General features: G+C 72.1%; 26 protein-coding genes. 20 read left to right on the top strand and 6 right to left on the bottom strand.

Translation table 11 applies throughout. From position 1 onward, the window contains the following. Positions 1–91 precede the first annotated feature (91 nt). From ACFP2V_RS23710 to ACFP2V_RS23695, 4 genes are all read left to right on the top strand, one after another. Positions 92–589 (top strand): hypothetical protein, encoded by a 498-nt coding sequence (locus tag ACFP2V_RS23710; RefSeq protein ID WP_381216019.1) that lies wholly within the window; start codon positions 92–94, stop codon positions 587–589. 336 nt (positions 590–925) lie between these two features. After that, positions 926–3,628: a pyruvate dehydrogenase (acetyl-transferring), homodimeric type gene (aceE, locus tag ACFP2V_RS23705; RefSeq protein WP_381216016.1), complete on the top strand. Its 2,703-nt coding sequence runs from the start codon at positions 926–928 to the stop codon at positions 3,626–3,628. Between the two features lie 77 nt (positions 3,629–3,705). Next, positions 3,706–4,746: a helix-turn-helix transcriptional regulator gene (locus ACFP2V_RS23700; RefSeq protein WP_381216013.1), complete on the top strand. Its 1,041-nt coding sequence runs from the start codon at positions 3,706–3,708 to the stop codon at positions 4,744–4,746. A 234-nt stretch (positions 4,747–4,980) separates the two neighbouring features. Then, positions 4,981–5,499, top strand: a complete 519-nt coding sequence (locus tag ACFP2V_RS23695; RefSeq protein ID WP_381216064.1) for a DUF4240 domain-containing protein — start codon at positions 4,981–4,983, stop codon at positions 5,497–5,499. Between the two features lie 31 nt (positions 5,500–5,530). Here the strand turns inward: ACFP2V_RS23695 and ACFP2V_RS23690 are convergent, their stop codons facing one another. After that, on the bottom strand, positions 5,531–6,451 hold the full coding sequence (locus ACFP2V_RS23690; protein WP_381216010.1) for a peptidoglycan recognition protein family protein: 921 nt from the start codon (positions 6,449–6,451) through the stop codon (positions 5,531–5,533). Between the two features lie 211 nt (positions 6,452–6,662). Here ACFP2V_RS23690 and ACFP2V_RS23685 point away from each other — a divergent pair, with 211 nt between their 5' ends. After that, a complete protein-coding gene (locus ACFP2V_RS23685; protein WP_381216007.1) occupies positions 6,663–7,847 on the top strand; it encodes a MarP family serine protease in 1,185 nt (394 codons plus the stop codon). Positions 7,848–7,885: 38 nt separating this feature from the next. On the opposite strand, the gene ACFP2V_RS23680 is transcribed toward ACFP2V_RS23685, so the two are convergent. Continuing rightward, positions 7,886–8,377, bottom strand: coding sequence for a GNAT family N-acetyltransferase (locus tag ACFP2V_RS23680; RefSeq protein ID WP_381216004.1), 492 nt, complete (start codon positions 8,375–8,377; stop codon positions 7,886–7,888). 71 nt (positions 8,378–8,448) lie between these two features. On the opposite strand from ACFP2V_RS23680, the gene ACFP2V_RS23675 reads away from it, so the two are divergent. Both ACFP2V_RS23675 and ACFP2V_RS23670 read left to right on the top strand, forming a co-directional pair. Beyond that, positions 8,449–9,351, top strand: coding sequence for a TIGR01777 family oxidoreductase (locus ACFP2V_RS23675; RefSeq protein ID WP_381216000.1), 903 nt, complete (start codon positions 8,449–8,451; stop codon positions 9,349–9,351). Between the two features lie 480 nt (positions 9,352–9,831). After that, positions 9,832–11,226, top strand: a complete 1,395-nt coding sequence (locus ACFP2V_RS23670) for an NAD(P)/FAD-dependent oxidoreductase (protein ID WP_381215997.1) — start codon at positions 9,832–9,834, stop codon at positions 11,224–11,226. A gap of 127 nt (positions 11,227–11,353) precedes the next feature. Here ACFP2V_RS23670 and ACFP2V_RS23665 read toward each other — a convergent pair whose 3' ends face one another. Continuing rightward, entirely contained in the window at positions 11,354–12,820 is a 1,467-nt protein-coding gene (locus ACFP2V_RS23665; protein ID WP_381215994.1) for a regulator, read from the bottom strand. Positions 12,821–13,233: 413 nt separating this feature from the next. On the opposite strand from ACFP2V_RS23665, the gene lipB reads away from it, so the two are divergent. The 4 genes from lipB to ACFP2V_RS23645 all read left to right on the top strand — a co-directional run bounded on the left by lipB (position 13,234) and on the right by ACFP2V_RS23645 (position 16,472). Next, positions 13,234–14,031 (top strand): lipoyl(octanoyl) transferase LipB, encoded by a 798-nt coding sequence (lipB, locus tag ACFP2V_RS23660; RefSeq protein WP_381215991.1) that lies wholly within the window; start codon positions 13,234–13,236, stop codon positions 14,029–14,031. 139 nt (positions 14,032–14,170) lie between these two features. Beyond that, positions 14,171–15,136: a lipoyl synthase gene (gene lipA, locus ACFP2V_RS23655; protein ID WP_360037770.1), complete on the top strand. Its 966-nt coding sequence runs from the start codon at positions 14,171–14,173 to the stop codon at positions 15,134–15,136. 272 nt (positions 15,137–15,408) lie between these two features. Beyond that, the gene (locus tag ACFP2V_RS23650; RefSeq protein ID WP_381215988.1) at positions 15,409–15,612 is read left to right on the top strand and encodes an SCO2195 family GlnR-regulated protein; all 204 of its coding nucleotides are present in this window, start codon (positions 15,409–15,411) and stop codon (positions 15,610–15,612) included. 158 nt (positions 15,613–15,770) lie between these two features. Further along, a complete protein-coding gene (locus ACFP2V_RS23645; protein WP_381215985.1) occupies positions 15,771–16,472 on the top strand; it encodes a DUF4191 domain-containing protein in 702 nt (233 codons plus the stop codon). Between the two features lie 100 nt (positions 16,473–16,572). Here the strand turns inward: ACFP2V_RS23645 and ACFP2V_RS23640 are convergent, their stop codons facing one another. Then, positions 16,573–17,043 carry an RDD family protein gene (locus ACFP2V_RS23640; RefSeq protein WP_381215982.1) on the bottom strand — a complete coding sequence of 157 codons (471 nt, stop codon included), beginning with the start codon at positions 17,041–17,043 and terminating at the stop codon, positions 16,573–16,575. A gap of 243 nt (positions 17,044–17,286) precedes the next feature. On the opposite strand from ACFP2V_RS23640, the gene glnA reads away from it, so the two are divergent. Continuing rightward, positions 17,287–18,696, top strand: a complete 1,410-nt coding sequence (gene glnA, locus ACFP2V_RS23635) for a type I glutamate--ammonia ligase (protein ID WP_381215979.1) — start codon at positions 17,287–17,289, stop codon at positions 18,694–18,696. A gap of 69 nt (positions 18,697–18,765) precedes the next feature. Here glnA and ACFP2V_RS23630 read toward each other — a convergent pair whose 3' ends face one another. Beyond that, positions 18,766–19,224: an ankyrin repeat domain-containing protein gene (locus ACFP2V_RS23630; protein WP_381215976.1), complete on the bottom strand. Its 459-nt coding sequence runs from the start codon at positions 19,222–19,224 to the stop codon at positions 18,766–18,768. Between the two features lie 249 nt (positions 19,225–19,473). On the opposite strand from ACFP2V_RS23630, the gene ACFP2V_RS23625 reads away from it, so the two are divergent. Next, a complete protein-coding gene (locus ACFP2V_RS23625) occupies positions 19,474–19,734 on the top strand; it encodes an SCO2583/SCO2584 N-terminal domain-containing protein (RefSeq protein WP_381215973.1) in 261 nt (86 codons plus the stop codon). A gap of 61 nt (positions 19,735–19,795) precedes the next feature. On the opposite strand, the gene ACFP2V_RS23620 is transcribed toward ACFP2V_RS23625, so the two are convergent. Continuing rightward, positions 19,796–20,104, bottom strand: a complete 309-nt coding sequence (locus ACFP2V_RS23620; protein WP_381215970.1) for a hypothetical protein — start codon at positions 20,102–20,104, stop codon at positions 19,796–19,798. Between the two features lie 232 nt (positions 20,105–20,336). On the opposite strand from ACFP2V_RS23620, the gene ACFP2V_RS23615 reads away from it, so the two are divergent. The 7 genes from ACFP2V_RS23615 (at position 20,337) to ACFP2V_RS23585 (ending at position 26,052) form a co-directional block, all read left to right on the top strand. After that, positions 20,337–20,696 (top strand): arsenate reductase family protein, encoded by a 360-nt coding sequence (locus tag ACFP2V_RS23615; protein WP_381215967.1) that lies wholly within the window; start codon positions 20,337–20,339, stop codon positions 20,694–20,696. A 133-nt stretch (positions 20,697–20,829) separates the two neighbouring features. Next, positions 20,830–21,504 (top strand): hypothetical protein, encoded by a 675-nt coding sequence (locus ACFP2V_RS23610; RefSeq protein WP_381215964.1) that lies wholly within the window; start codon positions 20,830–20,832, stop codon positions 21,502–21,504. Between the two features lie 377 nt (positions 21,505–21,881). Beyond that, positions 21,882–22,004 (top strand): hypothetical protein, encoded by a 123-nt coding sequence (locus ACFP2V_RS23605; protein WP_381215961.1) that lies wholly within the window; start codon positions 21,882–21,884, stop codon positions 22,002–22,004. Between the two features lie 118 nt (positions 22,005–22,122). Beyond that, positions 22,123–22,854 carry a winged helix-turn-helix domain-containing protein gene (locus ACFP2V_RS23600; RefSeq protein ID WP_381215958.1) on the top strand — a complete coding sequence of 244 codons (732 nt, stop codon included), beginning with the start codon at positions 22,123–22,125 and terminating at the stop codon, positions 22,852–22,854. A gap of 67 nt (positions 22,855–22,921) precedes the next feature. Continuing rightward, a complete protein-coding gene (locus tag ACFP2V_RS23595; RefSeq protein ID WP_381215955.1) occupies positions 22,922–23,971 on the top strand; it encodes an SDR family oxidoreductase in 1,050 nt (349 codons plus the stop codon). A 69-nt stretch (positions 23,972–24,040) separates the two neighbouring features. After that, positions 24,041–25,414 carry a sensor histidine kinase gene (locus ACFP2V_RS23590; RefSeq protein WP_381215952.1) on the top strand — a complete coding sequence of 458 codons (1,374 nt, stop codon included), beginning with the start codon at positions 24,041–24,043 and terminating at the stop codon, positions 25,412–25,414. Then, positions 25,399–26,052, top strand: coding sequence for a response regulator transcription factor (locus ACFP2V_RS23585; protein WP_381215949.1), 654 nt, complete (start codon positions 25,399–25,401; stop codon positions 26,050–26,052). The genes ACFP2V_RS23590 and ACFP2V_RS23585 overlap by 16 nt, the downstream gene beginning before the upstream one ends. Positions 26,053–26,294: the final 242 nt, after the last annotated feature.

Below are 26,294 nucleotides of genomic sequence, written 5' to 3'. Positions count from 1 at the left end.
GTCCGTTCAGGCGGGTTTATTCGCGCGTATTGATGGAAGGCGGCCAGGGAGAGCCCTCGCCACTCATGCCTCACGGCAGGAGAGGACGGAGATGACTTCCCCAGATCCACAGACCCAGCCACCGCAGCAGCCGGCCCCGCCGCAGGCCGGGACCCAGACCGAGGAGACCCGCACTCCGGAACCGCAGCAGACCCCGACGGAACACCCCGAGCAGAAGCGGACGGGCGGCAAGGTGCTGCACCTGCACACCGCGCACGCCCGGGTTCCGATCCCCTACATCACCCCGGGCGACATGTTCTCCGGCGCCCGTAAGACCACGGCCGTGTCCACGACCACGTCCCTTCTCCCCTCGCCCCGCAAGCTGGCCTTCTACGGCCTCCTCGGCGCCATGGCCGTGGCCGAGGCCGTCGAGTGGCCGATCGCGGTGGCCGTCGGCGCCGCCACCGAAGTGATCACCCGTGAGCAGGCCGCACGCCAGCGCGCCGAACACCAGCGCATCGAGCGGGAACACGCCGGCCATGAGCAGGGCCGGGAGTCCGCCGCCAACCGGACGGAGACCGCGACGCCGTCGCGGCCGGCGACGGCATGACAGGTTCACCCTGAACACCGGCGGGGCCGGACGCCACCCGAGCGTCCGGCCCCGCCGGTGTTCAGCGTTTCCGAGCCACTCCGCCCGAATCGGCCGGTCGCCACCCGGGTGAGCAGGGAAAACGCGGCACCGCGTGCCCGGATCTCCGGCACCGGATGCCAATTTCATGATATCGAGATTTTTTCGGCCTCAGATCTTTGATCGATCATCGATCAGCAGGTTATTGTCGCCAGCGGGGTCTCTACCAGAGCCCCCAGCCCTGTCCTGCCAAAGACCAAGGGCACCCCCGAACCCTTACCGATGAGGGCACCCCCTTCGACTGAGGAAGGCGGCGACATGACCGACCCCAAGGCCATCCAGCCGAGCGAGCTGGACCAGCTCCCGGACCGCGACCCCGAGGAGACCGCCGAATGGCAGGCCTCGCTCGACGCCGTCGCCAAGGCGGCCGGGCCGCACCGGGCCGCGTATCTGATGCGCCGTACGCTGGAGCGCGCCGAGGGCGCCGGCGTCGCGCTGCCGCAGCTCCTCGAGACCGACTACGTCAACACCATCCCCACCGCCGCCGAGCCCGCCGTGGACGGCGACGAGGCGTTGGAGTCCCGCATCACCGCGTGGAACCGCTGGAACGCGGCGGCGATGGTGTCCCGCGGCAGCAAGTACGGCGTCGGCGGCCACATCGCCACCTTCGCCTCCGCGGCCTGGCTCTACGAGACCGGCTTCAACCACTTCTTCCGCGGCAAGGAGGGTGACGGCTCCGGCGACCAGCTCTACATCCAGGGCCACGCCTCTCCCGGCATCTACGCCCGCGCCTTCCTCGACGGCAGGCTGACCGAGGCCCACCTCGACAACTTCCGCCGCGAGGCCGGCGGCGACGGACTGCCGTCCTACCCGCACCCGCGGCGCCTGCCCTGGCTGTGGGAGTTCCCTACGGTGTCGATGGGCCTGGGCCCGATCTCCGCGATCTACCAGGCGCGGTTCAACCGCTATCTGACCAGCCGCGGTATCAAGGACCTGTCGAACTCCCACGTGTGGGCGTTCCTCGGCGACGGCGAGATGGACGAGCCGGAGTCCACCACCGCGCTCACCCTCGCCTCCCGCGAGGGCCTGGACAACCTGACCTTCGTCATCAACTGCAACCTGCAGCGGCTCGACGGCCCGGTCCGCGCCAACTTCAAGATCGTGCAGGAGCTGGAGGCCCAGTTCCGCGGCGCCGGCTGGAACGTGATCAAGAGCCTGTGGGGCACCGCCTGGGACGAGCTGTTCCAGCTGGACACCACCGGCGCGCTGGTCCGCCGCCTGCGCGAGGTACCCGACGCGCAGGTCCAGACGTACCAGACCCGCGACGCCGCCTACATCCGCGAGGACTTCTTCGGCAAGGACCCGGCGCTCGTCGAGATGGCGAAGCTGCTGAGCGACGACAAGATCGTCGAGTGCTTCCAGCTCTCGCGCGGCGGCCACGAGGCCCGCAAGGTCTACGCCGCCTACCGCGCCGCGCTCTCCCACACGGGCGCGCCGACCGTGATCCTGGCCCAGACGGTCAAGGGCCACACGCTCGGCGACGGCTTCGCGTCGAAGAACGCCAACCACCAGATGAAGAAGCTGTCGGCGGAGGAGTTCAAGGCGATGCGTGACCGCCTCGAACTGCCGATCAAGGACAGCGACTTCGTCGACGGCCAGGTCCCCTACGGCCACCCGGGCGCCGACTCCCCCGAGATCCGTTACCTCCAGGAGCGGCGCGTGGCCCTCGGCGGTCCGGCCCCGGCCCGCCGCATCCACCCGGTCGCGCCGCTGCCGGCCCCGGCCGAGAAGGCGTTCGCCGCCTTCGACAAGGGCTCCGGCTCGCAGAACGTGGCCACCACCATGGCGTTCGTCCGCCTGGTCAAGGACCTGGTCCGCGACAAGGAGACCGGCAGGCGCTGGGTGCCGATCGTCCCCGACGAGGCGCGCACCTTCGGCATGGAGTCGCTCTTCCCCTCGCTCGGCATCTACTCGCCCAAGGGCCAGACGTACGAGCCGGTCGACCGCGACCAGCTGATGTACTACAAGGAGGCCGAGAACGGCCAGATCCTCAACGAGGGGATCACCGAGGCCGGTTCCATGGCCGACTTCATCGCCGCCTCCACGTCGTACGCGACGCACGGCGAGCCGATGATCCCGTTCTACATCTTCTACTCGATGTTCGGCTGGCAGCGCACGGCCGACCAGATGTGGCAGCTCGGCGACCAGCTCGGCCGCGGCTTCCTCGTCGGCGCCACCGCCGGCCGCACCACGCTCACCGGTGAGGGCCTCCAGCACGCCGACGGCCACTCCCCCGTCATCGCGGCGACCAACCCGGCCGCGCTGAGCTACGACCCGGCCTTCGCGTACGAGATCGCCACCATCGTCAAGGACGGTCTGCGCCGGATGTACGGCGCGGCGGCCCCGGGCGAGGACCAGAACGTCTTCTACTACCTGACGGTCTACAACGAGCCGGTCCAGCAGCCGGCCAAGCCGTCGGCCGCCGGGATCGACGAGGGCATCCTCAAGGGCCTGTACCGCTTCAACACGGCGGAGTCGGCCGGCCTCACCCCCGCGGCCAACGCCGCGCGGATCCAGCTGCTCGGCTCCGGTACGGCGATCCACTGGGCGCTGAAGGCGCAGCGGCTGCTCGCCGAGGAGTGGGGCGTGGCGGCCGACGTGTGGTCGGCGACGTCGTGGACCGAGCTGCGCCGGGACGCGCTGGACGCCGACGCGGCGCTGCTGCGCGGCGAGGAGCGGGTGCCGTACGTCCGGCAGGCGCTCCAGGGCGCCGAGGGTCCGGTGCTGGCGGTGTCCGACTACATGCGCCAGGTCCCCGACCAGATCGCGCAGTGGGTCGAGCAGGACTACTCCTCGCTGGGCGCCGACGGCTTCGGCCTGTCGGAGACCCGTGAGGCGGCCCGCCGCCACTTCGGTGTCGACGCCGAGTCCATCGTCGTCGCGGCGCTGGCGCAGCTCGCCCGGCGCGGCGAGGTGCAGGTGACGGCCGTGAAGGAAGCGCGCGAGAAGTACGGCCTGTAACAGGGCACGCGTCCTACGGACTGTGACGGCAGGAGGTCCCCGCTGCGGCGGGGGCCTCCTGCTGCATCATGGGCCGCATGCGTGCTGCCCGGCTGATCAAGATGGTGCTGCTGCTCCAGTCCCGGCCCTCCATGACCGCCGCCGAACTGGCGCGCGAGCTGGAGGTGTCGGAGCGGACCGTCACCCGGGACGCGCAGGCGCTGTCCGAGGCCGGGGTGCCGGTGTACGCGGACCGGGGACGGGTCGGCGGGTACCGGCTGGTCGGCGGGTACCGGACGCGGCTGACGGGGCTGGCCCGCGGCGAGGCTCAGGCGCTGTTCCTGTCGGGGGTGCCGGGCGCGCTGCGCGAGATGGGGCTCGAGGACGCGGCCTCCGCGGCCCGGCTGAAGGTGTCGGCGGCGCTGCTGCCCTCCCTGCGGGACGCGCCGAGGGCGGCGGCGCAGCGCTTCCATCTGGACGCCCCGGGCTGGTTCCGCGAGGTGCCGGCGCCCGAGCTGCTGCCGGCCGTGGCGGACGCGGTGTGGGACGACCGTCCCGTCATCGCGCGCTACCGGCGCGGGGAGACCGAGGTGGAGCGGGAGCTGGAGCCGTACGGGCTCGTGCTCAAGGCGGGGGTCTGGTACCTGTGCGCGCGGGTGCCGGGGCCGGGGGCGTCGGAGCAGGGGGCACCGGGCCCGGTGGCCTGCCGGGTGTACCGGATCGACCGGTTCACGGCGGTGGAGGCGGTGACGGGGACGGGCACGACACGCTTCGAGCGCGACCCGGAGTTCGACCTGCCCGCGTTCTGGGCGGAGCGGGCGGAGCAGTTCGCGCGCTCGATCCTGCGGGCGGAGGTGGTGGTACGGCTGTCGCCCGAGGGGATGCGTGCGCTGCCGCACGCCGTGGACGCGGCAGCCGCGCGGGAGGCACTGGCCGAGGCGGCCGGAACCGGAGCGGACGACGACGGGTGGGTGACGGTGACCCTGCCGGTGGAGTCCGAGGAGGTCGCCCACGCCCAGCTGACGGCGCTGGGCCCCGAGGTGGAGGTGCTCGCACCCGCCTCGCTGCGGGAGCGGTTCGCCGCCCAGGCCGTACGGCTGGCCCTGCTGTACGGGCCCGGGGGCCCGTCGTTCGGATGAGGCAGGACCGGGGAGCGGGGTCCGGTGCCGGGGGCACCACCCACACCCTTCAGGTGGTGGGGGAGCATCGCAAGGCGCAGGGGGGAGCGAGAGCGGAGCCCTGGGGGCCGACGACAACGCGGCGAGGTACGGCACCGGGGCCCGCGAGCCCGGCCTGATCCGAACGGCAGACCCTGAGTGATCCGCGTTTTCCGGGGTGCGTCCTGGGGGCCCAGGGCCGATGCTTGACGCGTGATGGACGAGACGGAGTTCTGGGAGCTGGTCGACACCGCCCGCGGGGACGCCGAGGGCGACCCGGAGGAGCAGGCCGACCTGCTCGTGGAGCGGCTCGCGCGGCTGGACCCGGAAGCCGTTCTCGACTTCGCCCGGCACTTCGAGTCCCGCTACCACCGCGCCTACCGCTGGGACCTGTGGGGCGCCGCCTGGGTACTCCTCGACGGGGCGAGCGACGACGCCTTCGACTTCTTCAGGTGCTGGCTGATCGGCCAGGGCCGCGAGGTCTACGAGGGCGCGCTGCACGACCCGGACGCGCTGGCCGATCTGCTGGACGACTTCGACGAGGAGATCGACGGCGACGGCGAGGAGCTCGGCTACGCGGCGGACGAGGCGTACGAGCAGCTCACCGGCACCGTGGCCCCCGACCTGGGCCTCCCCGCGGGCCCGGCCGAGCCCGAGGGCACGCCCGTCGACTTCGAGAACGACTCCCGGCTCGCCGAACTCTATCCCCGGCTCTGGGACCGGTTCCGGCCCTGAGCCCCGGGAGACCTGCTCACCGGGGCTGCGCTCACCTCGAGGCCCCCGCGATCCGACTGTTCTCCCCCCGCGCCTTTTCCTGCACCTTTTCCTGCCGCTCCTGCCGGCGCCCGGCATCCGGCCGGCGGCCCTGCAGCTCCGCCGCCATCTCCCTGATCCTCGGCAGACGGGCGTACAGGGCGGCACCGGGACAGCTGGTCATGAAGCCGTCGCTGTGGCCCGCGAGGGCGGGCAGCATCACGGTGGTGCCGGCCGCGTACCGGCTGTCACCGTTGCTGGAGACCAGCCGGACGTCGGATCGCGGGTCGGTGCCGGACAGACCGAGCTTCCAGGCGGCCAGCTGGGCGATCGCGCGCTCCATCGCGGGCGGCACGGGCACCCCGGCGGTGAAGGTGCCGAGCGCGGCGATGCCCGTGCTGCGATGGTTGAAGCCCTGGGTGTGGGCGCCGGTGACGGGACGGCCGGTGCCGCCCGCGCGGCCTTCGTAGATGGTGCCGCAGCGGTCGACGACGAAGTTGTAGCCGAGGTCGTCCCACTCCCGGGCGGTGGTCTGGCCCTCGTAGAGGCCACGGATGTGGGCGGGGGCCTCGGCGCAGCCGTAGCCGTTGGGCGAGTCGGTGTGGTGGACGAAGACGGCGACGACCTTGTCGTCGTAGCGCGGGGGCGGTTGTTCGCGGCCGGCGTCGCCCACCCAGGCCGCTCTCGACACGATGGGGGGCCTGGGTGCCGTGTAGGCGGCCGCCTTGCGGGCGGGGGCGGGGGCGGCGGACGAGGGCTCCGCGGCCCGTTCGACGCCGTACGCGCACAGCACCAGGGCGACCGCCGCGGCGACGCCCGGCAGGCAGCCGAGCAGTACTTTGACGGTTCCGGGCAGGCTCGTGCGGCCGGTTGTGCGGGATATCCGGGAAGCACGGCGCGGCCGCGCTCCCCTTGGCCTTTTGAGGACGCGCATGCCTTCACTGTGGGTCGGATCGAGCGGGCCCGCGACGTGGCCGTGCCAACCGGTGGAGCCATGGTCCGGTCCACGGCGGAACCATCGTCCGGGTCCTCGACGTTCTTCCGGGTACACGCGCGTGCGGCCACTTCCCGGTGGTCACCCGCGCGTGGCTGATCACCGGGCCCCTCCCCCACGTATGAGAGGGCCCGAGAGAAAGGCGGCGTGCGTGCACCTGCTCGACATCCTGCTGTTGCCGGTCATCCTGGCCTACGCGGCGTCCGGATACCGGCGCGGTCTGCTGGCCGGCTGCGTGTCGCTGGCCGGTTTCGTGGGCGGTGCCCTCGTCGGCGTGTGGATTCTGCCCTGGGTGATGGACCTGGTGACCCCGGGGACGGCCGGGGCTACGGTGACGGCCCTGGTCACGGTGCTGCTGCCGGCGGCCGCGGGCCATGAGTTCGCGGGCCGGCTGGCGCTGCGGCTGCGGCGGGAGCTGGACCGGGGGCCGCTGCGGGTGGCGGACGGGGTCGGCGGGGCGGTGGCCAACTCGGCGGCCGTGCTGATCGTGGCCTGGGTGATCGCGTCCGTCCTCGGCGCCTCCTCGTCCCCGCTGATCACCTCCGCGATCCGGGACTCGCGGCTGCTCGGCGCGGTCCACGAGGTGATGCCGGACAGCACCCCCGCGTGGTTCTCGCGGGCCACCTCGGCGCTGACCGAGGCGGGCTTCCCGCAGGTCTTCAACCCGTTCGAGAACGAGTCGACGGCCGAGGTCGCCGAGCCCTCCGGCGACAGCGTCACCGCCGCCGCCACCCGGGCCGCCCAGCGGAGCACGGTGAAGGTCGAGGGCGTCGCGGGTCTCCAGGGCCGCGAGGGCAGCGGCTTCGTCTACGCGGCGGAGCACGTGATGACCAACGCCCATGTGGTGGCCGGCGTCGACGAGCCGACCGTGCGGGTCGGCGGCGTCGGGCGGGCGTACGAGGCCCGGGTGGTGCTGTTCGACCCGCAGAAGGACGTGGCCGTGCTGTACGTGCCCGAACTGCGGGCGCCCGTCCTCCGGTTCGTCGACGACGCCGACCGCGGCGACTCGGCGGTCGTCGCGGGCTACCCGCAGGACGGCGACCTGAATCTCCAGGCGGCGACGGTCGCGAACCGGGTGCGGGCGAGGGGGCAGGACATCTACGGGGACCAGGTCGTCACGCGCGAGATCTACTCCATCCGCTCCACCGTGCGCCCCGGCAACTCCGGTGGGCCGCTGCTGACCACCGACGGCCGGGTGTTCGGCGTGGTGTTCGCCCGGTCCACCTCGGACGTGGAGACCGGCTACGTCCTGACCGCGGCCGAGGTCGCCGGTGACGCGGAGCGCGCGGCAAACGCGACGTCACCGGTGGACACGGGGGAACCGGTGACGTCGTAGGCGGCGGCGCGGGGCACGTGGGCCGGCGCGGACTGCCGTCAGATCAGGGACCGGCCCATCAGTACGTCGTCGACGTACCGGCCGCCGAGGAAGAACTCCTCCGGCTGGACGCCCTCGACGACGAAGCCCTCGGACTCGTACAGCGCGCGGGCGGTGGTGTTGTGGCCGAGGACGCGCAGGGTGATGCGGCGGGCGCCCCGGTCCCGGGCCTCCTGGACGGCTGCCCGCACCAGGGCCCGGCCGATGCCCCTGCCGCGGACCTCCTCGGACACGGCGAGTCCGCGGATCTGCTGCACGTGTGCGTTGGAGGCGAGTTCGGTGGGGCAGCCGAGCCGGACGTAGCCGACGACGCGCTTCTCGTGCTCGGCGACGAGGTGGGCGGGGGGACCGAACCGCCCGCGGAAGAACGGCTCGTACGGCGGCTGCGGCGGTGGGCCGACGGCATTCAGGTGGGACCAGGTGTCGCGGTCCAGCAGGACCAGTTCCTGCTCGTCGGAGTGGTGTGCGGCGCGGATCGACAGGTCAGGCATGGGGGGCACTTTACGGCCGGGCCCGTCGTGTGTCCGCTGTGATGTCCGGGTGGCGGGGCAGGATGGGCATCATGGAACCTTCCCGAATCGCGGTGGCCGGTGCGTCCGGTCTCATCGGCGGCGCACTCGTACGGTCCCTCACCGCCGACGGGCACACGGTGGTGCGCCTGGTGCGCAGGACGCCCCACGCGGAGAACGAGGTGCGGTGGGACCCAGAGCGGGGGTCCGTGGACGCGGCCGGGCTCGCCGGGTGCGACGTCGTGGTCAATCTCGCCGGTGCCGGGGTGGGCGACCACCGCTGGACACCCGCGTACAAGGAGCGGATCCGCACCGGCCGGGTGCGGGGTACGGCAGCGCTCGCCGAGGCCGTCGCCGGGATGGAGCGGGACGTACGGCCGCGGGTGTTCGTGAACGGCAGCGCGATCGGCTACTACGGCGAGACCGGCGACCGGACGGTCGACGAGAGCGCGCCGGCGGGCTCGGGCTTCCTGCCGGAGCTGTGCGTCGAGTGGGAGGCCGCCGCGGCACCGGCGCGGGAGGCGGGCGTGCGGACGGCGTTCGCCCGGACCGGGCTGGTGGTGGCCCGCGGGGGCGGGGCGTGGGGCAGGCTCTTCCCGCTGTTCCGGGCCGGGCTGGGCGGGCGGCTGGGCGACGGGCGCCAGTACTGGTCGTACGTCGCCCTGCACGACGAGGTGGCCGCCCTGCGTCATCTGCTCGACACCGACGGGCTGTCCGGGCCGTTCAACCTGACCGCGCCGCATCCGGCGACCAACCGTGAGATCACCGAGGCGATGGCGCGTGTGCTGCGCCGGCCGACGCTGTTCGCGGTACCGGCGCCGGTGCTGCGGACGGTGCTCGGCGAGATGGCCCAGGACGTACTGGGCAGCGCCCGGGTGCTGCCGACGCGGCTGCTGGAGTCGGGGTTCCGGTTCGCTTTCCCGGACATCGAAGGGGCGATCCGCGCGGCGCTGTGACGGGGCGAGCGGGGCGGAGGGCATCCCGGGTGAAGGCCGGTGGGGGCTGGGGGGTGCGGGACAACCGGGGCGCGGGGCCCCCTGGGGTCTTTCGTTCGGATCAGGCCGGATCACGGTGCCGTGCCCCGCGAGGCGGAGGAGGGAGCCCATGGGGGTCTCCCCTGCTCGTGGGGTCCCCGCTCGAGCGGAGCCGGGAGTGGGGGGAGAAGCCGGGAGCCCGGGAAGAGGCCGGGGACCGACGGCAACGCGGCGAGGCGCGGTACCGGGCCCCGCGGACCCGGCGTGATCCACACGACAGGCCCTGAATGACCACTGCGTGCCGTCCGGCGGGCGTATGCGACCGCCGTGCGCCCGTGCCCCTGTCGATGCGCGACTCCCCGGGCGCCTTCCCGGACCTAACCTCAAGCAGAACTCGGGTATTCCTGGGGCCTGTTGGGGGCATGACGTCTCCAGCGTCCGCGCAACCTCTAGGAGGGGCACGTGCTTGAGCCCACGTACCAGGCGGACGTCGTCGTCGTGGGGGCCGGGATCGCCGGACTCTCCGCGGCGCGACGACTGACCAGCGCAGGAGTCACCACCGTGGTCCTGGAGGCCGCCCACGCGGTGGGTGGCCGGATGGCCACGGAGAAGGTCGACGGCTTCCGGCTCGACAGAATCGGGCAGTTGCTGTCCACGGCGTATCCCGAACTGCGGCCGGCCGCGGGCCGGGACGGGCTCGTACTGCGCCCGTTCGCGCCCGGGGTCCTGCTGCACAGCGACGGACGGCACCACCGCGCGGGCGTACCCACCGGGGCGCGGGGCGCAAGGGGCGCACTCCATGTGGTGCGCGCCCTCGCGAGCGCCCCCCGGGCGGGGTCGGCACCCCGGAGGCCGGTGGCCGTGCCCGGACGGCAGGTGTCCGCGCCGCGGAGCCGGACCGGCGCCCCGCTGGGCACCGCCGTCGACCAGGCCCGGCTGGGTGCCGCGTTCACCCGGCTCGCGGGCACACCGGTGGAACGGCTGCTGGCCCGGCCGGAGTCGACCGCCGCCGAGGCGCTGGTCGCCCGGGGCCTGCCGGCCCGTACCGTCGACGGCTTCCTCCGTCCGCTGCTCGCCGCCCTGTTGTGCGACCCGGACCTCACCACGTCGAGCCGGTGCGCGGATCTCGCCCTGCGCGCCTTCGCGGCCGGGCGGCTGTGTCTGCCGGAGGGCGGCGCGGAGGCGCTGCCGGAACTGCTGGCGCGAGGACTGCCGGCGGGCACGGTGCACACCGGCGTCCGGGCCACCTCCGTCTCGACGACGTCGGTGACCACCGCCGAGCACGGCGAGTTCCGCTGCCGCGCGGTGCTGATCGCGACGGACGCTCGCGCGGCCGCGCAGTTGCTGCCGGGCCTGCGGGTGCCGGACTTCCACCCGGTGACGGTGGTGCACCACGCGACCGACGAGCCCCCGCAGACCGGCGCCTCGCTGCTCCTGGACGCCGACCGGGGCGGTCCGGTGACGCACACGGCGGTGGTCAACCGGGTCGACCCGTCCCGGGCCCCGGCCGGCCGCGCGCTGGTGTCGTCCACGGTCCTGGGCCCGCCCGGGGCGCAGGTCGACACGGACGTACGCATGCACCTGTCCAGGCTGTACGGCATGTCGACGGCGCGCTGGGAGACGCTGGCGGTCCACCACACCGCCGACGCCGTGCCGGCGACGCCTCCACCGCACGATCTGCGCCGCCCGGTGCGACTGCTGGCGGGCCTGTACGTGTGCGGCGACCACCGCGACACCAGCACCGTGCAGGGCGCCCTGTACTCGGGCCGCCGCGCCTCGGCCGCGATCCTGGCGGACCTGGGCGCGGACCGCCCCATGCACAGGGCCGACCCCCTCCCGACGGCCCGAGCGGCCTGACCACCCCGGTGGGCGGCGCGGGGCGCCGCCCACCGTCTCCTTGCCGGACACCCCGCCCGCCACCGACGCACGGAGCTCCCCCCGACGCACGGGGCCTGTCCGGGCCCGCGCCCCTCGGCGTCGCCGCTCAGCCGTACGCCGCGATCCTGTCCCGGTAGACGCGGACCGGGGCCGCGTCCCGGTAGGGCTCCAGGCGACGCTCGAAGTCGCGGACGTACTCCACGGCCCGTACCGAGCGCATCTCGGCGGCCTGGCCCGCCGCCTCGGCGGCGAGGAGGCAGGCCTGGTCGAGTTCGCCGAGACCGAGGCGCGCGGTGGCGAGGACGACCCGGCAGAACAGGCGGCTGCGGGCGTAACCGGGGGCGCGCAGTTGCAGCGAGCGCTCCGCGTGCTGGGCGGCGGCCCGGAACTGCTGGAGGTCGCGGTGGCAGTGGCCGAACTCGTCGGCGAGCTGGGCCTCGTCGAAGAAGCGCACCCAGTGGGGGACCTCGTCGCCGGGCCGTGCGCTCTCCAGAGCGCGTTCGGCGCGTACCAGCGCCGCGGTGCAGGCGCGGACCTCACCGAGCACCCCGTGCCCGCGCGCCTCCACGGCGTGCAGCAGGGCCTGCACCAGGGGCGGGGTGGAGCCGCTCACGCCCTGCTGGGCCACCCGCGCCAGCTGCACGGCCTCCCGGCCGTGGCCGAGGTAGACGGCCTGCCGGCTCATGGTGACCAGGACGTACGCGCCGTAGGTCCGGTCCGCGGCTGCCTGGGAGAGGCGGAGCGCCTGGACGAAGTAGCGCTGGGCGAGCCCGTGCGCGCCGATGTCGTACGACGTCCAGCCGGCCAGCCGGGTCAGGTCGGCGACGGCGGCGAACAGGCGGCGGCCGGTCTGTTCGCCGTAGCTGCCGCGCAGCATCGGCTCGCACTCGTGCTCCAGGTAGCGCACCAGGGCCTGGCGGGCGTGGCCGCCGCCGTAGGCGTCGTCGAGGGTGCGGAACAGCTCGCCGACGGAGCGCAGGGCGGCGATGTCGCCGCCGGTGACCCGCTGGCCCGGGCCGCGTTCGGCGGCGTGCCGTCGGCGGGTGGCGAACCCGGGCGGCCGCCCCGCCGGTCCGCCCGCCGGTCGGATCTGGGCGGGGACGCGGACCGGCGGTTCGGCGCGGGCCACCTTCTCGTCGGCGCGGCCGATGAGCCAGTCCCGGCTGGGTACGACGAGCCCCGCCGAGGTGAAGGCGATCTTGCGCAGCTCGGCGTGGCTGCCGGAGTCCTTGCGCCACAGCCCGCTGACGATGTCGACGGCCTCGTCGGGGGTGGCGGCGAACTCCAGGCCCGCGTAGACGGGGGCGCAGGCGTCCAGGCCGAGGTCCTGGGCGGTGAGCCTGCGACCGAGGCGCCGGGTGAAGACCTCGGCGATGAGCGCGGGTGTGGTGCCCCTGGGCTGCTGCCCACGCAGCCAGCGGGTGACGGAGGTCTTGTCGTATCTCAGGTCGAGCCCGTGTTCGAGACCGAGCTGGTCCACGCGACGGGCGAGTCCCGCGTTGGAGAACCCCGCTTCTGCGATGAGCGCGGCGAGCTGGCGGTTGGGGGTGCGCTGCGCGGATCGTTCCGACATCTGCGGTGCGGTCTCCTGCCTTCCGGCGAACGTGGGTGGTGCCCGGATTGCCCGTGAGCAGCCCATGAGCAGCTCTTACGGCCTGCTGAACGGCGCGAATGTAGCGGAGAGTGAACACCTGGTCGCAGTCTTCGACTCGCATTCATCCGATCGTGTGAGAATTAACCTCGCGGCTGACGACGGACAGCGACCGGGGACCGCGGACCGGCACGGAACCGGTGCCCCCGCGGGCGCCGGGAGAGCTGCCGGAACAGCGGCCCGACCGGGCGCCGGAACAGCGACCGGTCCTACGGTCGTACAGTGGCTTGGGCACGTTTCGCGCCTTACCGCGCTTCCGTGTTTCCGTGTTTCCGCCTTGACGCTCGTCTGCCTTACTGCCTTACTGCCTTACTACTGCCTGGGAGGCACTCGCCGTGAGTGAGTTGCGGTTCGTCCGAATGGGTTTCGGGACCGAGTCCGTCGACTACCAGGTGGCCTGGGACGAACAGCGCCGGGTGCACGCGGCGCGGTTCGCCGACGAGGTGCCCGACACCGTGATCCTGCTGGAGCACCCCTCGGTCTACACGGCCGGCCGGCGCACCCAGGACAGCGAGCGCCCCCTCGACGGCACCCCGGTCATCGACGTGGACCGCGGCGGCAAGATCACCTGGCACGGTCCCGGCCAGCTGGTGGGCTACCCGATCCAGAAGCTGCCCCGCCCGGTGGACGTGGTGGCGCACGTACGGCGCCTGGAGGAGGCTCTGATCCGCACCTCCGCGGAGTTCGGCGTGGCAGCCACCCGCATCGAGGGCCGCAGCGGGGTGTGGGTGCTGGGCGACCCGGTCGAACAGCGCCCGGCACTCGGCGGACTCTCCCTGGACTTCGACCCCCGCCTGGCCGACGAGGAGTTCGACCCGCGGCTGAACGGCCCCGAGTACGCGCCCTCCAACGCCGGCCAGCGCCGCGAGGACCGCAAGCTCGCCGCCATCGGGATCCGGGTGGCCAAGGGCGTCACCATGCACGGCTTCTCGTACAACGTGCAGCCGGACAACAAGTGGTTCGACCGGATCATCCCGTGCGGCATCCGCGACGCGGGCGTCACCTCCCTCGCGGCCGAACTGGGCCGCGACGTCACGATCGACGAGGTGCTCCCGGTCGTCGAACGCCACCTGCGCGACATCCTGGAGCACGCCGACCCGAAGCCCCGGGAGATCGTCCGCGCGAGCGCCTGATCCGGCCTGATCCGAACGAGAGGCCTCGGCCCCGCGTCCGGGAATGTGCCCCGCGCCTCGGAGGTTGGCCTGACCGGCAGGCCCAACAAACACGGGCGTACCCTGGTGTACGCCGAAGAATCGAAGCTAGGGAGCCGATGTGTCCGCAGTCGCACCCGACGGACGCAAGATGCTGCGCCTTGAGGTCCGCAACAGCCAGACCCCCATCGAGCGCAAGCCCGAATGGATCAAGACGCGGGCGAAAATGGGGCCCGAGTACACGAAGATGCAGAACCTCGTCAAGAGCGAGGGCCTGCACACGGTCTGCCAGGAAGCCGGCTGCCCGAACATCTACGAGTGCTGGGAGGACCGCGAGGCGACCTTCCTCATCGGCGGCGACCAGTGCACCCGGCGCTGCGACTTCTGCCAGATCGACACCGGCAGGCCCGAGGCCCTCGACCGTGACGAGCCGCGCCGCGTGGGCGAGTCCGTGGTCACCATGGACCTGAACTACGCCACCATCACCGGCGTCGCCCGCGACGACCTGGAGGACGGCGGCGCCTGGCTGTACGCCGAGACCGTGCGCCAGATCCACGCGCAGACCGCCGCGCGCGAGACCGGCCGCACCAAGGTCGAGCTGCTGGCCCCCGACTTCAACGCCGTCCCGGAGCAACTGGCGGAGGTCTTCTCCTCCCGCCCCGAGGTGTTCGCGCACAACGTCGAGACCGTGCCCCGCATCTTCAAGCGGATCCGTCCCGGCTTCCGCTACGACCGTTCCCTGAAGGTCATCACCGCCGCCCGGGACTACGGCCTGGTCACCAAGTCGAACCTGATCCTCGGCATGGGCGAGACCCGCGAGGAGGTCGGCGAGGCACTCCGGCAGCTGCACGACGCCGGCTGCGAGCTCGTCACCATCACGCAGTACCTGCGCCCGTCGGTGCGCCACCACCCCGTCGACCGCTGGGTGAAGCCGCATGAGTTCGTGGAGCTGAAGGAGGAGGCCGAGCAGATCGGCTTCTCCGGCGTGATGTCCGGTCCGCTGGTCCGCTCCTCCTACCGTGCCGGCCGCCTGTACCAGATGGCGGTCGAGAAGCGCGGTACGTACGTCGCGGCGCAGGCCGTCTGACCCGACGCCCCCCGCACGCTCCGGCCTCGGGCGAGGCATACGTGTGAACTCTCGCACAAGATACTACTGGCCGGTAATGGCCGAGAAGACGCGGTCCCGGCCGTCCTCGCAGATGAGGGCGTACGCCGGGGCCGCGTCGGCTTTCCCGGGGCGCGAACCTCGGCTTCATGTCCGTTTGACCGGCGGGTCACGCCCTGGTAACACCAATCAGTGACCCTGGAATCACGCCACGTACTCCCGTACCCGAAGACGTTTCGAGGGGGACCTCCACGATGCAGGCCGCGCCCGTCCGCGCCACCGCCATCCCGTCCTTCGGCACCGCCCTGCGCGCTGTCGAGTCGCTCCTGATGAGCGGCGGCCAGCGCACCGCCCGCCGCAACGCCTGGACCTCCGTACTGGAGGACCGCCGTCGCGCCAAGGACCGGGTCGAGGCGCAGCGCGTGCTCGACCAGTCCCCGACCGTCACCAGCCTCTGAGCTCTTCCCCGTTTCCTGAACTCCTCCTGCCGCCACCCGGTTCCGTCCCGACACCGGTCCCGCGCCCGCTCCCCCGCGCGGCACCCGTCCGTCACCCTCCCGGCCCCTCACGGACACTGCCGTCGTCCTCGCTCCCGGGGACACGTAGACTTCGTGGCATGGCGAGGAAGGAAACCGCAGCGGACGCTGCGAACCCCGGGCGACTGAAGCAGATTGCCCTGACCTACAAGATGACCCGCAAGGTCGACAAAAAGATCGGTCTTGTACTCGCGGCTATCGGAATCGTCACCTTCGGTGTCTTCCTCGCGGTCGGTTTCTTGATCGGTCACCCCATCTATCTCGGCATCCTGGGCTTCCTGCTCGCCTTCCTCGCGACGGCGATCGTGTTCGGGCGCAGGGCCGAGCGAGCGGCCTTCGGGCAGATGGAGGGACAGCCGGGCGCCGCCGCGGCCGTACTGGATAACGTCGGCCGGGGCTGGACCACCACCCCCGCCGTGGCGATGAACCGCAACCAGGACGTGGTGCACCGCGCGGTCGGCAAGGCCGGCATCGTGCTGATCGCCGAGGGCAACCCGAACCGGGTGAAGAGCCTGCTCGCCGCCGAGAAGAAGCGGATGAACCGCATCGTCGCGGACGTGCCGGTGCACGACATGGTCGTGGGCACGGGCGAGGGCCAGGTCGAGCTGAAGAAGCTGCGCACGACCATGCTCAAGCTGCCCCGCGTCCTCACGGGCCCGCAGGTCACCGCGACCAACGACCGGCTGCGCGCGCTGGGCGACCTGATGAGCAACATGCCGCTTCCGAAGGGCCCGATGCCCAAGGGCATGAAGCTCCCGAAGGGCGGCCCGAAGGCCCGCTGAGGCCCCGTATACGACGCTTGTACCACGAAGAGGGGCGCCCGGAGTGATTCCGGGCGCCCCTCTTCGTGGTACCGGCTTCGCTGTACCGGCGCCGTTGGCGTCAGCTCCGTACCTCGACCGTGCCGGCGAGCCGGTCGTGCAGGCCGCGGCCGTCGCGGTCCCAGATCAGGGCGGGGACGGCCAGGCAGAGCAGGGCCGAGCGGACCAGGCCGCGCACCGGCTGGACCCGGCCGCTTTCGAGGGCGACGACGCGCAGGCCGAAGAGGCGCTTTCCGGGAGTGAACCCGACCGTGCCGACGGTGAGGACGCTCAGCACGAAGAACACCAGGAGCGCCCAGTTGCTGGTGCTCTGCCCGTCGTAGCCGTCGGTGACGAGGCCGTATGCGATCAGGACGCACAGCGCCCAGTCGACGACCAGGGCGCCGATCCTGCGTCCCGGACGGGCGATGGAGCCCGGCCCGCTCTCCGGCAGCCCCAGCTGCTCGCCCCGGTACCCGAACTCGGCGCCGGCGTCTTCCATGGCCGCGCGCGGCCCGGAGAGCCACGATCCGATTGCCTGCCTGTTGTCCACCCGACCACGGTACTGCGCCCGTATCCGACCGGCGGAGGGCGGGGTGGACAGGGGGGAACGACGATGCGACGGCGGGATGTGACAGGACTACCGTGAGAGATGAGCCGGTTAACTTGTGCGAAACAAATGAGTCACGCCCGAGAAATCACCCGTCCCTAGGGTCGAGGGCAGCGTGGGCCACCCGCACTGGCCGCACGAACGATCTACCACCCCGGCGGGACGGTCGGGAGTAGGAGGAGCTGGATGTTCCAGAACGCCGACGAGGCCAAGAAGTTCATCGCGGACGAGGACGTCAAGTTCGTCGACGTCCGCTTCTGCGACCTCCCGGGCGTGATGCAGCACTTCACGGTGCCTGCTGAGTCGTTCGACCCCGATGAGGAGCAGGCCTTCGACGGATCCTCGATCCGCGGTTTCCAGGCCATCCACGAGTCCGACATGGCGCTGCGCGCGGACCTCACGACCTCCAGGGTCGACCCCTTCCGCCGTGACAAGACGCTGAACATCAACTTCTTCATCCACGACCCGATCACGGGCGAGCAGTACTCCCGCGACCCGCGCAACGTCGCCAAGAAGGCCGAGGCCTACCTCACCTCCACCGGCATCGCGGACACCGCCTTCTTCGGCCCCGAGGCCGAGTTCTACGTCTTCGACAGCGTGCGGTTCAAGACCTCGGAGAACGAGTCCTTCTACCACATCGACTCCGAGGCGGGCGCCTGGAACACCGGTGCGCTGGAGGACAACCGCGGCTACAAGGTCCGCTACAAGGGCGGCTACTTCCCGGTCCCGCCGGTCGACCACTTCGCCGACCTGCGCGCCGAGATCTCCCTGGAGCTGGACCGGGCCGGCCTGAAGGTCGAGCGCCAGCACCACGAGGTGGGCACGGCCGGCCAGGCCGAGATCAACTACAAGTTCAACACCCTGCTCGCGGCCGCCGACGACCTGCAGCTCTTCAAGTACATCGTGAAGAACATCGCCTGGCGCAACGGCAAGACCGCGACCTTCATGCCGAAGCCGATCTTCGGCGACAACGGCTCGGGCATGCACGTCCACCAGTCGCTGTGGTCGGGCGGCACCCCGCTGTTCTACGACGAGCAGGGCTACGCCGGCCTGTCGGACATGGCCCGCTACTACATCGGCGGCGTCCTGCGGCACGCCCCGTCGCTGCTGGCCTTCACCAACCCGACGGTGAACTCGTACCACCGTCTGGTGCCGGGCTTCGAGGCCCCGGTGAACCTGGTGTACTCGCAGCGCAACCGTTCCGCCGCGATGCGCATCCCGATCACCGGCTCGAACCCGAAGGCCAAGCGCGTCGAGTTCCGTGCCCCGGACGCCTCCGGCAACCCGTACCTGGCGTTCTCGGCACTGCTGCTCGCGGGCCTGGACGGCATCAAGAACAAGATCGAGCCGGCCGAGCCGATCGACAAGGACCTCTACGAGCTGGCCCCCGAGGAGCACGCCAACGTGGCGCAGGTCCCGACCTCGCTCGGCGCCGTCCTCGACCGCCTCGAGGCCGACCACGAGTTCCTCCTCCAGGGCGACGTCTTCACGCCGGACCTGATCGAGACGTGGATCGACTTCAAGCGCACCAACGAGATCGCCCCGCTGGCCCTGCGCCCGCACCCGCACGAGTTCGAGCTCTACTTCGACGTGTAAGGAGCACCGGCCGGTCCCACACAGCCCGGCCACATCTCCGCCCGCACGCCGGGGACACTGCGAGGGCCGCTACCACCCTGCCGGGGTGGCAGCGGCCCTCACTGTCTCGTCCGAGTTCTGCGCGCCCGCTGCGAGGAGGAGTTCGGCCGTCTTTGCGTGCTGGCCGTTCCTGGCCCACTCGAGGGGCGAGCGGCCCTCGCCGTCGTCCTCACGGAGATCGGGATCGGCTCCATGGGCGAGGAGTTGACGTACGACATCGGCATGGCCCCAGGCGGCAGCCGCGCACAGAGGCGTTCCGTCCGTCAGGTCACGGCTTTCCACGTCCGGGAGGGCTCCCGCCTCCAGCAGGCAGGCGACGATCTCCACGGCCCCGCCGACGGCGGCCGCGTACAGCGGTGTCGTGCCGTGGGTGTCGGCGTCATTGGGGTCGGCGCCTGCCCGCACGAGGGCTCGCACCGTGCCGACCTCTTGGAACGCCGCCGCCTCGACCAGTTTTCCGGAGAGTTTCTTGCGCCTTCGCCTGTTCATCAGGGCGAGCGTATGCGACTGCTGCCTCTCCTCGTACTGCCGTTGTCGGCCGCCCCGCGCCACGGGCGGCCGTGCCACCCCCGTGCTCCGTCACCACGCTCCCCTGTCCGACGGTGCCCGCCGGGCCCCCGCGAAACCGTCCGGCCCGGCCGGGAACGAGGCTCCCACGTGTGTCCGGAAGACACTTTCCCCGGTGGGCCCGGCAAGGGATGATGGAACTGACACTGTTGTTCGAGAGAGGTCACGGGGATGCCCGAGAGGGACGACGAGGAGCGCGATTTCGACATCAAGTGGGCGGACACGGCCGAGCACAAGGAGCCGTCGGCCCGAGCCCGTATGCTCGCCGCGCGCTGGAGGGACAACCCTCCCGGCCCGGTCCCGTTCCGCGGCGAGCCGGAGCACCGGGCGTCCCGCCGCTCGTCGTCGTCCTGGGTCTCCACCGCCGTGGTCCTCGGCTGCGTCGCCGCGGTGATCGTTTTCCTCGGCTACATCAACTTCCGGCCGTACTGATCGCGGAGCGGCCGGGCACCCCCGGGGATCGGGGGCGCCCGGCACCGGTCAGGAGTCTGGTTCAGCGGTGGTAGCGCATGAAGGCCCGGACCATGTGGCAGGTCGTGTCCGACGGCGGGTGTACGCCGATCATGTTCGCCATGCCGCGTATCGTCTCGTCGCGGGCCTGGGCGGGGAGGTAGACGCCGGAGTCGAGCAGGGCGATGGCGAGCCGCATCGCCTTGAGGCGGCGGTTGTGCGTCACGTACCAATCCCGCGGGCGGCCCGGCGGCAGCGGCCGCTTCGCCACGGGCGCGCAGGGCATTTCGAGCTGGACGGCACGCTTCGCTGTGGACTGGGTGGGCATCGGCTTGAGTGCGGCAGCGGGCACAGGGATCCTCCTGTCGCGGTCAGGGCGCCCACCGGGATCCGTTCCGACCCCGGCAACACCCTCGAACACTGCTCCTAGTTTACTGCCCGGCACTGACATCCGGGGAACCTGAAGCAGCCACCGAACGACCAGGTGAGGGGGCGAATCGCGACCGTGGAACACCCGGTTCCAAGGAGGTGCGTGAGGCCGGAGGGAAATCGAACAGGGCCGGACCGGGCGTACGGTGGGCGGCATGGAGATCTGGATCAATCCGGCCTGTTCCAAGTGCCGGAGCGCCATCAGCCTGCTGGACGCCGAGGGGGCCGGTTACACCGTCCGCCGCTATCTGGAGGACGTACCGAGCCCGGACGAGATCCGGGAGGTGCTGGGACGGCTCGGTCTTGAGCCGTGGGACATCACCCGCACCCAGGAGGCCGCCGCCAAGGAGCTCGGGCTCAAGGAGTGGCCTCGGGACGACGGCTCGCGCGAGCGCTGGATCACGGCGCTCTCCGAGCACCCCAAGCTGATCCAGCGGCCGATCATCACCGCCGGGGACGGCACGGCGGTCGTGGCCCGCACCGACGAGGCGGTACGGGACGCCCTGTCCCGTTGAATACCAAGTCCCGCTGAAGACCAACCCCTTTGTGACACAGGCCACTTCGGGGAGTTGGCCGGACCGCTGAGCAACTCCGTTCGGCATCTCGTACATAGCGGCGTACGCTCCCCTACCGTTTCAGGAGGCGCGCATGTCGCGCAGGAGAACGCTCGGCCCCAAGAAGAAGATCGCGCTGCTGCTGAGCGCGGTGACGGTGGCCGGCGGCGGTGCCTTCGTCATGGCGAGCACGTCGAACGCCTCCCAGCCGCCCACCACCAAGTCGGCGGCCGACTCGACCGTCTGCCAGGGCCTCGCCACCGCGCTCGGCAACAACCAGAAGTTCATCGAGGGGCAACGGGCCGAGCCCGACGCGCTGTCCGAAGCGCGGATCGCCAACCGCGAAGCGGTCATCGCCGAGATCGAGCTCAAGCAGAAGGCGTCCGGGTGCACGGTTGGGGAGTCGGCTCAGGACTCCCAGCCCGCACAGCCCGCACAGCCCACGCAGCCCGCCCCGGACGAGCAGGCCGGCGGTGACGACGCGGCGCAGAACCCGGGCGGCGACGGCGCGGCGGCCTCCGGTCAGCAGGTGTGCAACGGTTCCACGATCACCCTCTCCGGCGAGGACGGCGCCCCGGCGGCGTCCAGCAACCAGTTCCCGGCGGGCACCCGACTCAAGGTCACCAACCTGGACAACAACAAGTCCACGACCGTCGAGGTCACCGGGGTGTCCGGCAGCTGTGCCCTGCTCAACAACGCGGCCTTCGAACAGGTCCGCGAGCCCGGCAAGTTCCTGATCCGCCGGGCGCTCATCGAGAAGGTGGGCTGAGACCCGGGGCCCGCCCCGGAATCCGGAAGCATCTCCCGCGGAGAACCCCTGCGGCACAGACCGAGTTCGGGGGTCGGGGCGTGCCGCAGCGCGCCTCGGCCCGGTCGCGCCCGGGGTGGGAGCCCTCCCCTGTTCGACCGCCGTCCGAACGCGAACGTCGACCCGTACCCGGTGACGTGTCTGATGGTCGACACGTGCTGCTCCGCGCTGGAGAAGGCCGGTCGGGTCCGAGTCGTCCCCCGGCACCACACCCGCCGGCGAAGCGAGGGGCACCCGTCCGCCGGGTGCCCCTCGCTTCGTCGGGTTTCACGCCGTCCCGGGCGTCCGTGCTGTGAACGAGGCTCCTGCCGTGGCCCGGGGTCTGCTTCAATGGGGGCATGGACGGTTTCCGGGAGCTCACCGCGACGGATCGCCACGACCTCGAGCCCTTCTGGCCCTCCCGTCAGCACGACGACTTCGACCGGGAGTGTTGCCGCGCGACGACCGCGCCGGCCCTCTGACGCCGTACATCCCGGCCTTCCGCCGGCGCGAACCGCGTACGTCCTCGACGAGCCCGGCCACGATCTCGCGGCCGTCGAGCATCTCGACGAACCCTTCGCGCGAAAGAGCTGACCTCTCATGGCGACCACTCGTTCCGTCTCCGCCACGGCCGACACGGCCACCACCGCCTCCGCGACCCCCTCCGCCTCCCCCGCCCCGCTGGGCGCCCCTCTCGGCACCTCACCCCACGCCTCCCGTACCGCGCCGGTGAACGGTCATCCGCGCCACCGGCTGCGGGCCGTCGCCCCGGACGGGGATCAGGGCCTCCCCTGGTCGAACGAAACGGAGAACTCGGGGAAGACGGTCGCGGACCTGCTCCCGCCGGGTGCCACCTGGCTGCCCGCGCCGCAGCACACCCTGCCCGCCCTGCCCGGACATCCGCCGATGGTCGGCTACCTGGTGCTGGTCCCCGCCGGCCGGCGGCCGCCGTTCCCGGTGGCAGTCCCGGGCCCCGGAACGGCGCAGCACCACGGCACGGCTTCCGCGGCCGCACCCGACGCCGCCGACGACATCGCCGTCGCCGTCGCCGACCAGCGGATCCGGGTCGACACCGTGCAGCGCACCGCCGAGGTGGACGGGCGGCAACTCGACCTCACCTACCTGGAGTTCGAGCTGCTCGCCCATCTCGTGGCGCACCCGAACCGGGTGCACACCCGCGACCACCTGGTCGCCACGGTCTGGGGCTACGGCCATGTGGGCGACGGCCGCACCGTCGACGTCCACATCGCCCGGCTGCGCCGCAAGCTGGGCGCGGAGCACCGGGGCGCGATCCAGACCGTGCGCCGGGTCGGCTACAAGTACACACCCTGAGCCCCCGCGCTCTGCCCTCAGCAGATCCCGTTCCCTCCGCCCCGCCCGACCCGGCAGAGTCTGACGTATGAGGCTTCTGATGCTGGGTGGTACGGAGTTCGCGGGACGGGCCGTCGTGGAGGCGGCGCTGGGGCGGGGCTGGGAGGTGACCGTCTTCCACCGGGGGCGGCACGCGGCCGTGCCGGGTGTGCGGTCGCTGCTGGGCGACCGCACGTCCGACGGCGGCCTGGCCGCCCTGGAGGGGACGGACGAGACGTGGGACGTCGTCGTCGACACCTGGTCGGCGGCCCCGCGTGCCGTCCGGGACACGGCGCGGCTGCTGCGGGACCGCGCCGACCGGTACGTGTACGTGTCGAGCCGTTCGGTGTACGAGTGGCCCGCGCCCGCCGGAGCCACCGAGGAGGCCCCCCTGGTGGCGGACGCCCGCGCGGACGCCGGTCACACCGACTACGCGCGGGACAAGCGGGGCGGCGAACTGGCCGTCGTGGACGCCTTCGGCGCCGACCGGTCGGTGCTGGTGCGGGCGGGGCTGATCCTCGGGCCGTACGAGAACGTCGGCCGGCTGCCCTGGTGGCTGAACCGGATGGCCCGCGGCGGCCCGGTCCTCGCGCCGGGGCCCCGTGACCTGACCCTCCAGTACGTCGATGTCCGCGACCTCGCCGAGTGGATCCTCGGGGCGGCCGAGCAGGGGATCGGCGGACCGTACAACCTGACCGGCCCGCAGGGGCACGAGACGATGGGCACGCTGCTGGAGGCGTGCGCGGAGGTGACGGGGGGCACGGCCGAACTACGGTGGACCGCGCCGGAGGCGATCCTGCGGGCGGGCATCGAACCGTGGACGCAACTGCCGGTCTGGGTGCCGCCGGGCGGCGAGATGCACGGCGCGCTGTACGCCTCGGACGTCTCCCGGGCACTCGCGACGGGGCTGCGCTGCCGTCCCGTCACCGAGACCGTGGCCGACACCTGGCGCTGGCTCCAGGGCCTCGACGGGACCGCGCCCCAGCGCCGGGACCGGACGGCCAAGGGACTCGACCCGGAGACGGAGGCGAAGGTCCTCGCGGAGATCTCGGAGATCGGGGCGGTCCAGGAGCCGGGCGGAGGCGAGGAGAGGGTGTAGGCAGCACCACCCCGGAGTCGGGGGGTTCGGCCCCGTGACCGGGTGTCGCGGCTCGGCCAGACTGACGTCATGACCACGGAGCGCATGAGCACGGACCGCACGAGCGGTGGCACGACGACCCCGGACACCACGAGCGCGGAGGCCGGGAGTCCGGAGGCCGGGAGTCCGGAGGCCGGGAGCGGGGTCACGAAGAGGGGCGGCGGGCGCGAACGGCGTACCAAGGGCCTTCTGAAGGGAGCGCTGCGGGGGCTGGGGCTGGCGCTGGTCTCGCTCCCGCTGTCGGTGTTCGCCTTCACCCTGACCCTGATGTCGATCGCGTTGATCCCGGCCGGTGTCGGCATCATCACCACGCCGTACGTACTGAACGGGGCCCGGACCTACGCGAACTGGCGGCGGGTGCTGGCCGCGGAGTGGGGCGGGGTGCGCATTCCGCCCGCGTACCGGCCGGTGCCGAAGGACGCCAACCCGTGGGCGCGCACCTTCGGAATGCTCCGCGACCCGGCGACCTGGCGGGAACTGCTGTGGCTGCTGGTCGACATGACCGCGGGGTTCGTCACCGCGCTGCTGCCGGCCATGCTGCTGCTGTACCCGCTGGAGGGGTTCGCGCTCGCGGCCGGGCTGTGGCGGGTGGTGCCGGACCCGTACTGGTACGGCTTCGTCCCGGTGAGCGACCAGATGACCGCGATCGGCGCCGGGACTCTGGGCGTCGGACTTCTCTTCTTCGCTCACTTCCTCTCCCCCGGGGTACTCACCGCGCACTACCGGCTCACCCGTGCCGTCCTCTCCCCCAGCCAAGGTGAACTGGAAGAGCGTGTACGGGTGTTGACCGAGACGCGGCGCGACGCCGTGGACACCTCCGCCGCCGAGCTCCGGCGCATCGAGCGGGATCTGCACGACGGGGCGCAGGCGCGGCTGGTCGCGATGGGCATGGACCTGGGGACCATCGAGGTGCTGCTCGACAAGGACCCGGAAAAGGCACGGGAGTTGATCGCGAAGGCCCGCAAGTCGTCGGTGGAGGCGCTGTCGGAGCTGCGCGAGCTGGTGCGCGGCATCCATCCGCCGGTGCTGGCGGAGCGCGGTCTGGGCGACGCGGTGCGGGCGCTGGCGCTGCGGCTTCCGGTGGCCACCGAGGTGAGCGTGGACCTGCCGGGGCGGGCCGAGGCGCCGGTGGAGTCGGCCGCTTACTTCGCCGTCAGCGAGGTGCTCACCAACGCGGTGAAGCATGCGGAGGCGGACCGGATCTGGGTCGATCTGCATCGCGCCGAGGGGTGTCTGCGGGTGAGCGTCACCGACAACGGCAAGGGCGGTGCGGCGATCGGGGCCGGCTCGGGGCTGGCCGGGGTGGAGCGGCGACTGGGTACATTCGACGGCGTCCTGGCCGTCAGCAGTCCCGTGGGCGGCCCCACCATGGTCACCATGGAGATCCCTTGCGAGTTGTCCTAGCCGAAGACCTGTTCCTGCTGCGTGACGGGCTGGTCCGGCTCCTCGAGGCCCACGGCTTCGAGATCGCCGCGGCGGTGGAGTCCGGACCCGAGCTCAGCCGCGCACTGGCGGAGCTGGACCCGGACGTCGCCGTGGTCGACGTCCGTCTGCCGCCGACGCACACCGACGAGGGGCTGCAGTGCGCGCTCGAGGCGCGGCGACGGCGGCCCGGACTGCCGGTGCTGGTGCTGTCGCAGCACGTCGAGCAGTTGTACGCGCGGGAGTTGCTGGCCGACGGCAGTGGCGCGGTGGGTTATCTGCTGAAGGACCGGGTGTTCGACGCGGAGCAGTTCGTCGACGCCGTACGGCGGGTGGCGGCGGGTGGCACGGCGATGGACCCGCAGGTGATCCAGCAGTTGCTGGCACGGAAGTCGGCCGACGACCGGCCGCTGGCGCGGCTGACGCCCCGGGAGCGGGAAGTGCTGGAGGAGATGGCTCAGGGCCGGTCCAACACGGCGATCGCCGGCAAGCTGGTGGTGACGGAACGGGCCATCGCCAAGCACACCGCGAACATCTTCGCCAAACTGGGCCTGGAGGTCTCGGACGACGACAATCGGCGGGTACTGGCGGTTCTCGCCTATCTCGACCACGGCCGGTGAAAGGGGACCCGGTCACGCACCCCACGTGGTCGATCAACAACCCCCGGTGTTCCAGGGGCTGTTGACACCAGTGTGTCGGCAGGAACTTCTCATCGATTTCCGTTACGGCTGAACACCCCCGGGGCGGCTCCCGTACTCAAGGGAGCCGCCCCGCTTCTGTTGGGCGATTCGATACCCATAGGGGGGTGCTCCTCAGCGAAGTCAGAGGAGTTGCGTGACTCCACCCACCGCTGAGGCGGCGG

The sequence above is a fragment of the Streptomyces incanus genome (genome assembly GCF_042656345.1).
GTDB lineage: Bacteria > Actinomycetota > Actinomycetes > Streptomycetales > Streptomycetaceae > Streptomyces > Streptomyces incanus.
This window is presented reverse-complemented; position numbering and strand designations above follow the sequence as displayed.

Bases quoted from the DNA above. Each gene is read 5' to 3' on its own strand.
- ACFP2V_RS23595 (WP_381215955.1), top strand. From the start codon at position 22,922: ATGAGGCTTCTGATGCTGGGTGGTACGGAGTTCGCGGGACGGGCCGTC.
- ACFP2V_RS23700 (WP_381216013.1), top strand. From the start codon at position 3,706: ATGCGTGCTGCCCGGCTGATCAAGATGGTGCTGCTGCTCCAGTCCCGG.
- ACFP2V_RS23645 (WP_381215985.1), top strand. From the start codon at position 15,771: ATGGCGAGGAAGGAAACCGCAGCGGACGCTGCGAACCCCGGGCGACTG.
- ACFP2V_RS23605 (WP_381215961.1), top strand. From the start codon at position 21,882: ATGGACGGTTTCCGGGAGCTCACCGCGACGGATCGCCACGACCTCGAG.
- ACFP2V_RS23665 (WP_381215994.1), bottom strand. From the start codon at position 12,820: ATGTCGGAACGATCCGCGCAGCGCACCCCCAACCGCCAGCTCGCCGCG.
- ACFP2V_RS23600 (WP_381215958.1), top strand. From the start codon at position 22,123: ATGGCGACCACTCGTTCCGTCTCCGCCACGGCCGACACGGCCACCACC.
- ACFP2V_RS23615 (WP_381215967.1), top strand. From the start codon at position 20,337: ATGGAGATCTGGATCAATCCGGCCTGTTCCAAGTGCCGGAGCGCCATC.
- ACFP2V_RS23675 (WP_381216000.1), top strand. From the start codon at position 8,449: ATGGAACCTTCCCGAATCGCGGTGGCCGGTGCGTCCGGTCTCATCGGC.
- ACFP2V_RS23610 (WP_381215964.1), top strand. From the start codon at position 20,830: ATGTCGCGCAGGAGAACGCTCGGCCCCAAGAAGAAGATCGCGCTGCTG.
- aceE (WP_381216016.1), top strand. From the start codon at position 926: ATGACCGACCCCAAGGCCATCCAGCCGAGCGAGCTGGACCAGCTCCCG.
- ACFP2V_RS23590 (WP_381215952.1), top strand. From the start codon at position 24,041: ATGACCACGGAGCGCATGAGCACGGACCGCACGAGCGGTGGCACGACG.
- ACFP2V_RS23695 (WP_381216064.1), top strand. From the start codon at position 4,981: ATGGACGAGACGGAGTTCTGGGAGCTGGTCGACACCGCCCGCGGGGAC.
- ACFP2V_RS23625 (WP_381215973.1), top strand. From the start codon at position 19,474: ATGCCCGAGAGGGACGACGAGGAGCGCGATTTCGACATCAAGTGGGCG.
- ACFP2V_RS23630 (WP_381215976.1), bottom strand. From the start codon at position 19,224: ATGAACAGGCGAAGGCGCAAGAAACTCTCCGGAAAACTGGTCGAGGCG.
- ACFP2V_RS23710 (WP_381216019.1), top strand. From the start codon at position 92: ATGACTTCCCCAGATCCACAGACCCAGCCACCGCAGCAGCCGGCCCCG.
- glnA (WP_381215979.1), top strand. From the start codon at position 17,287: ATGTTCCAGAACGCCGACGAGGCCAAGAAGTTCATCGCGGACGAGGAC.
- ACFP2V_RS23690 (WP_381216010.1), bottom strand. From the start codon at position 6,451: ATGCGCGTCCTCAAAAGGCCAAGGGGAGCGCGGCCGCGCCGTGCTTCC.
- ACFP2V_RS23680 (WP_381216004.1), bottom strand. From the start codon at position 8,377: ATGCCTGACCTGTCGATCCGCGCCGCACACCACTCCGACGAGCAGGAA.
- ACFP2V_RS23650 (WP_381215988.1), top strand. From the start codon at position 15,409: ATGCAGGCCGCGCCCGTCCGCGCCACCGCCATCCCGTCCTTCGGCACC.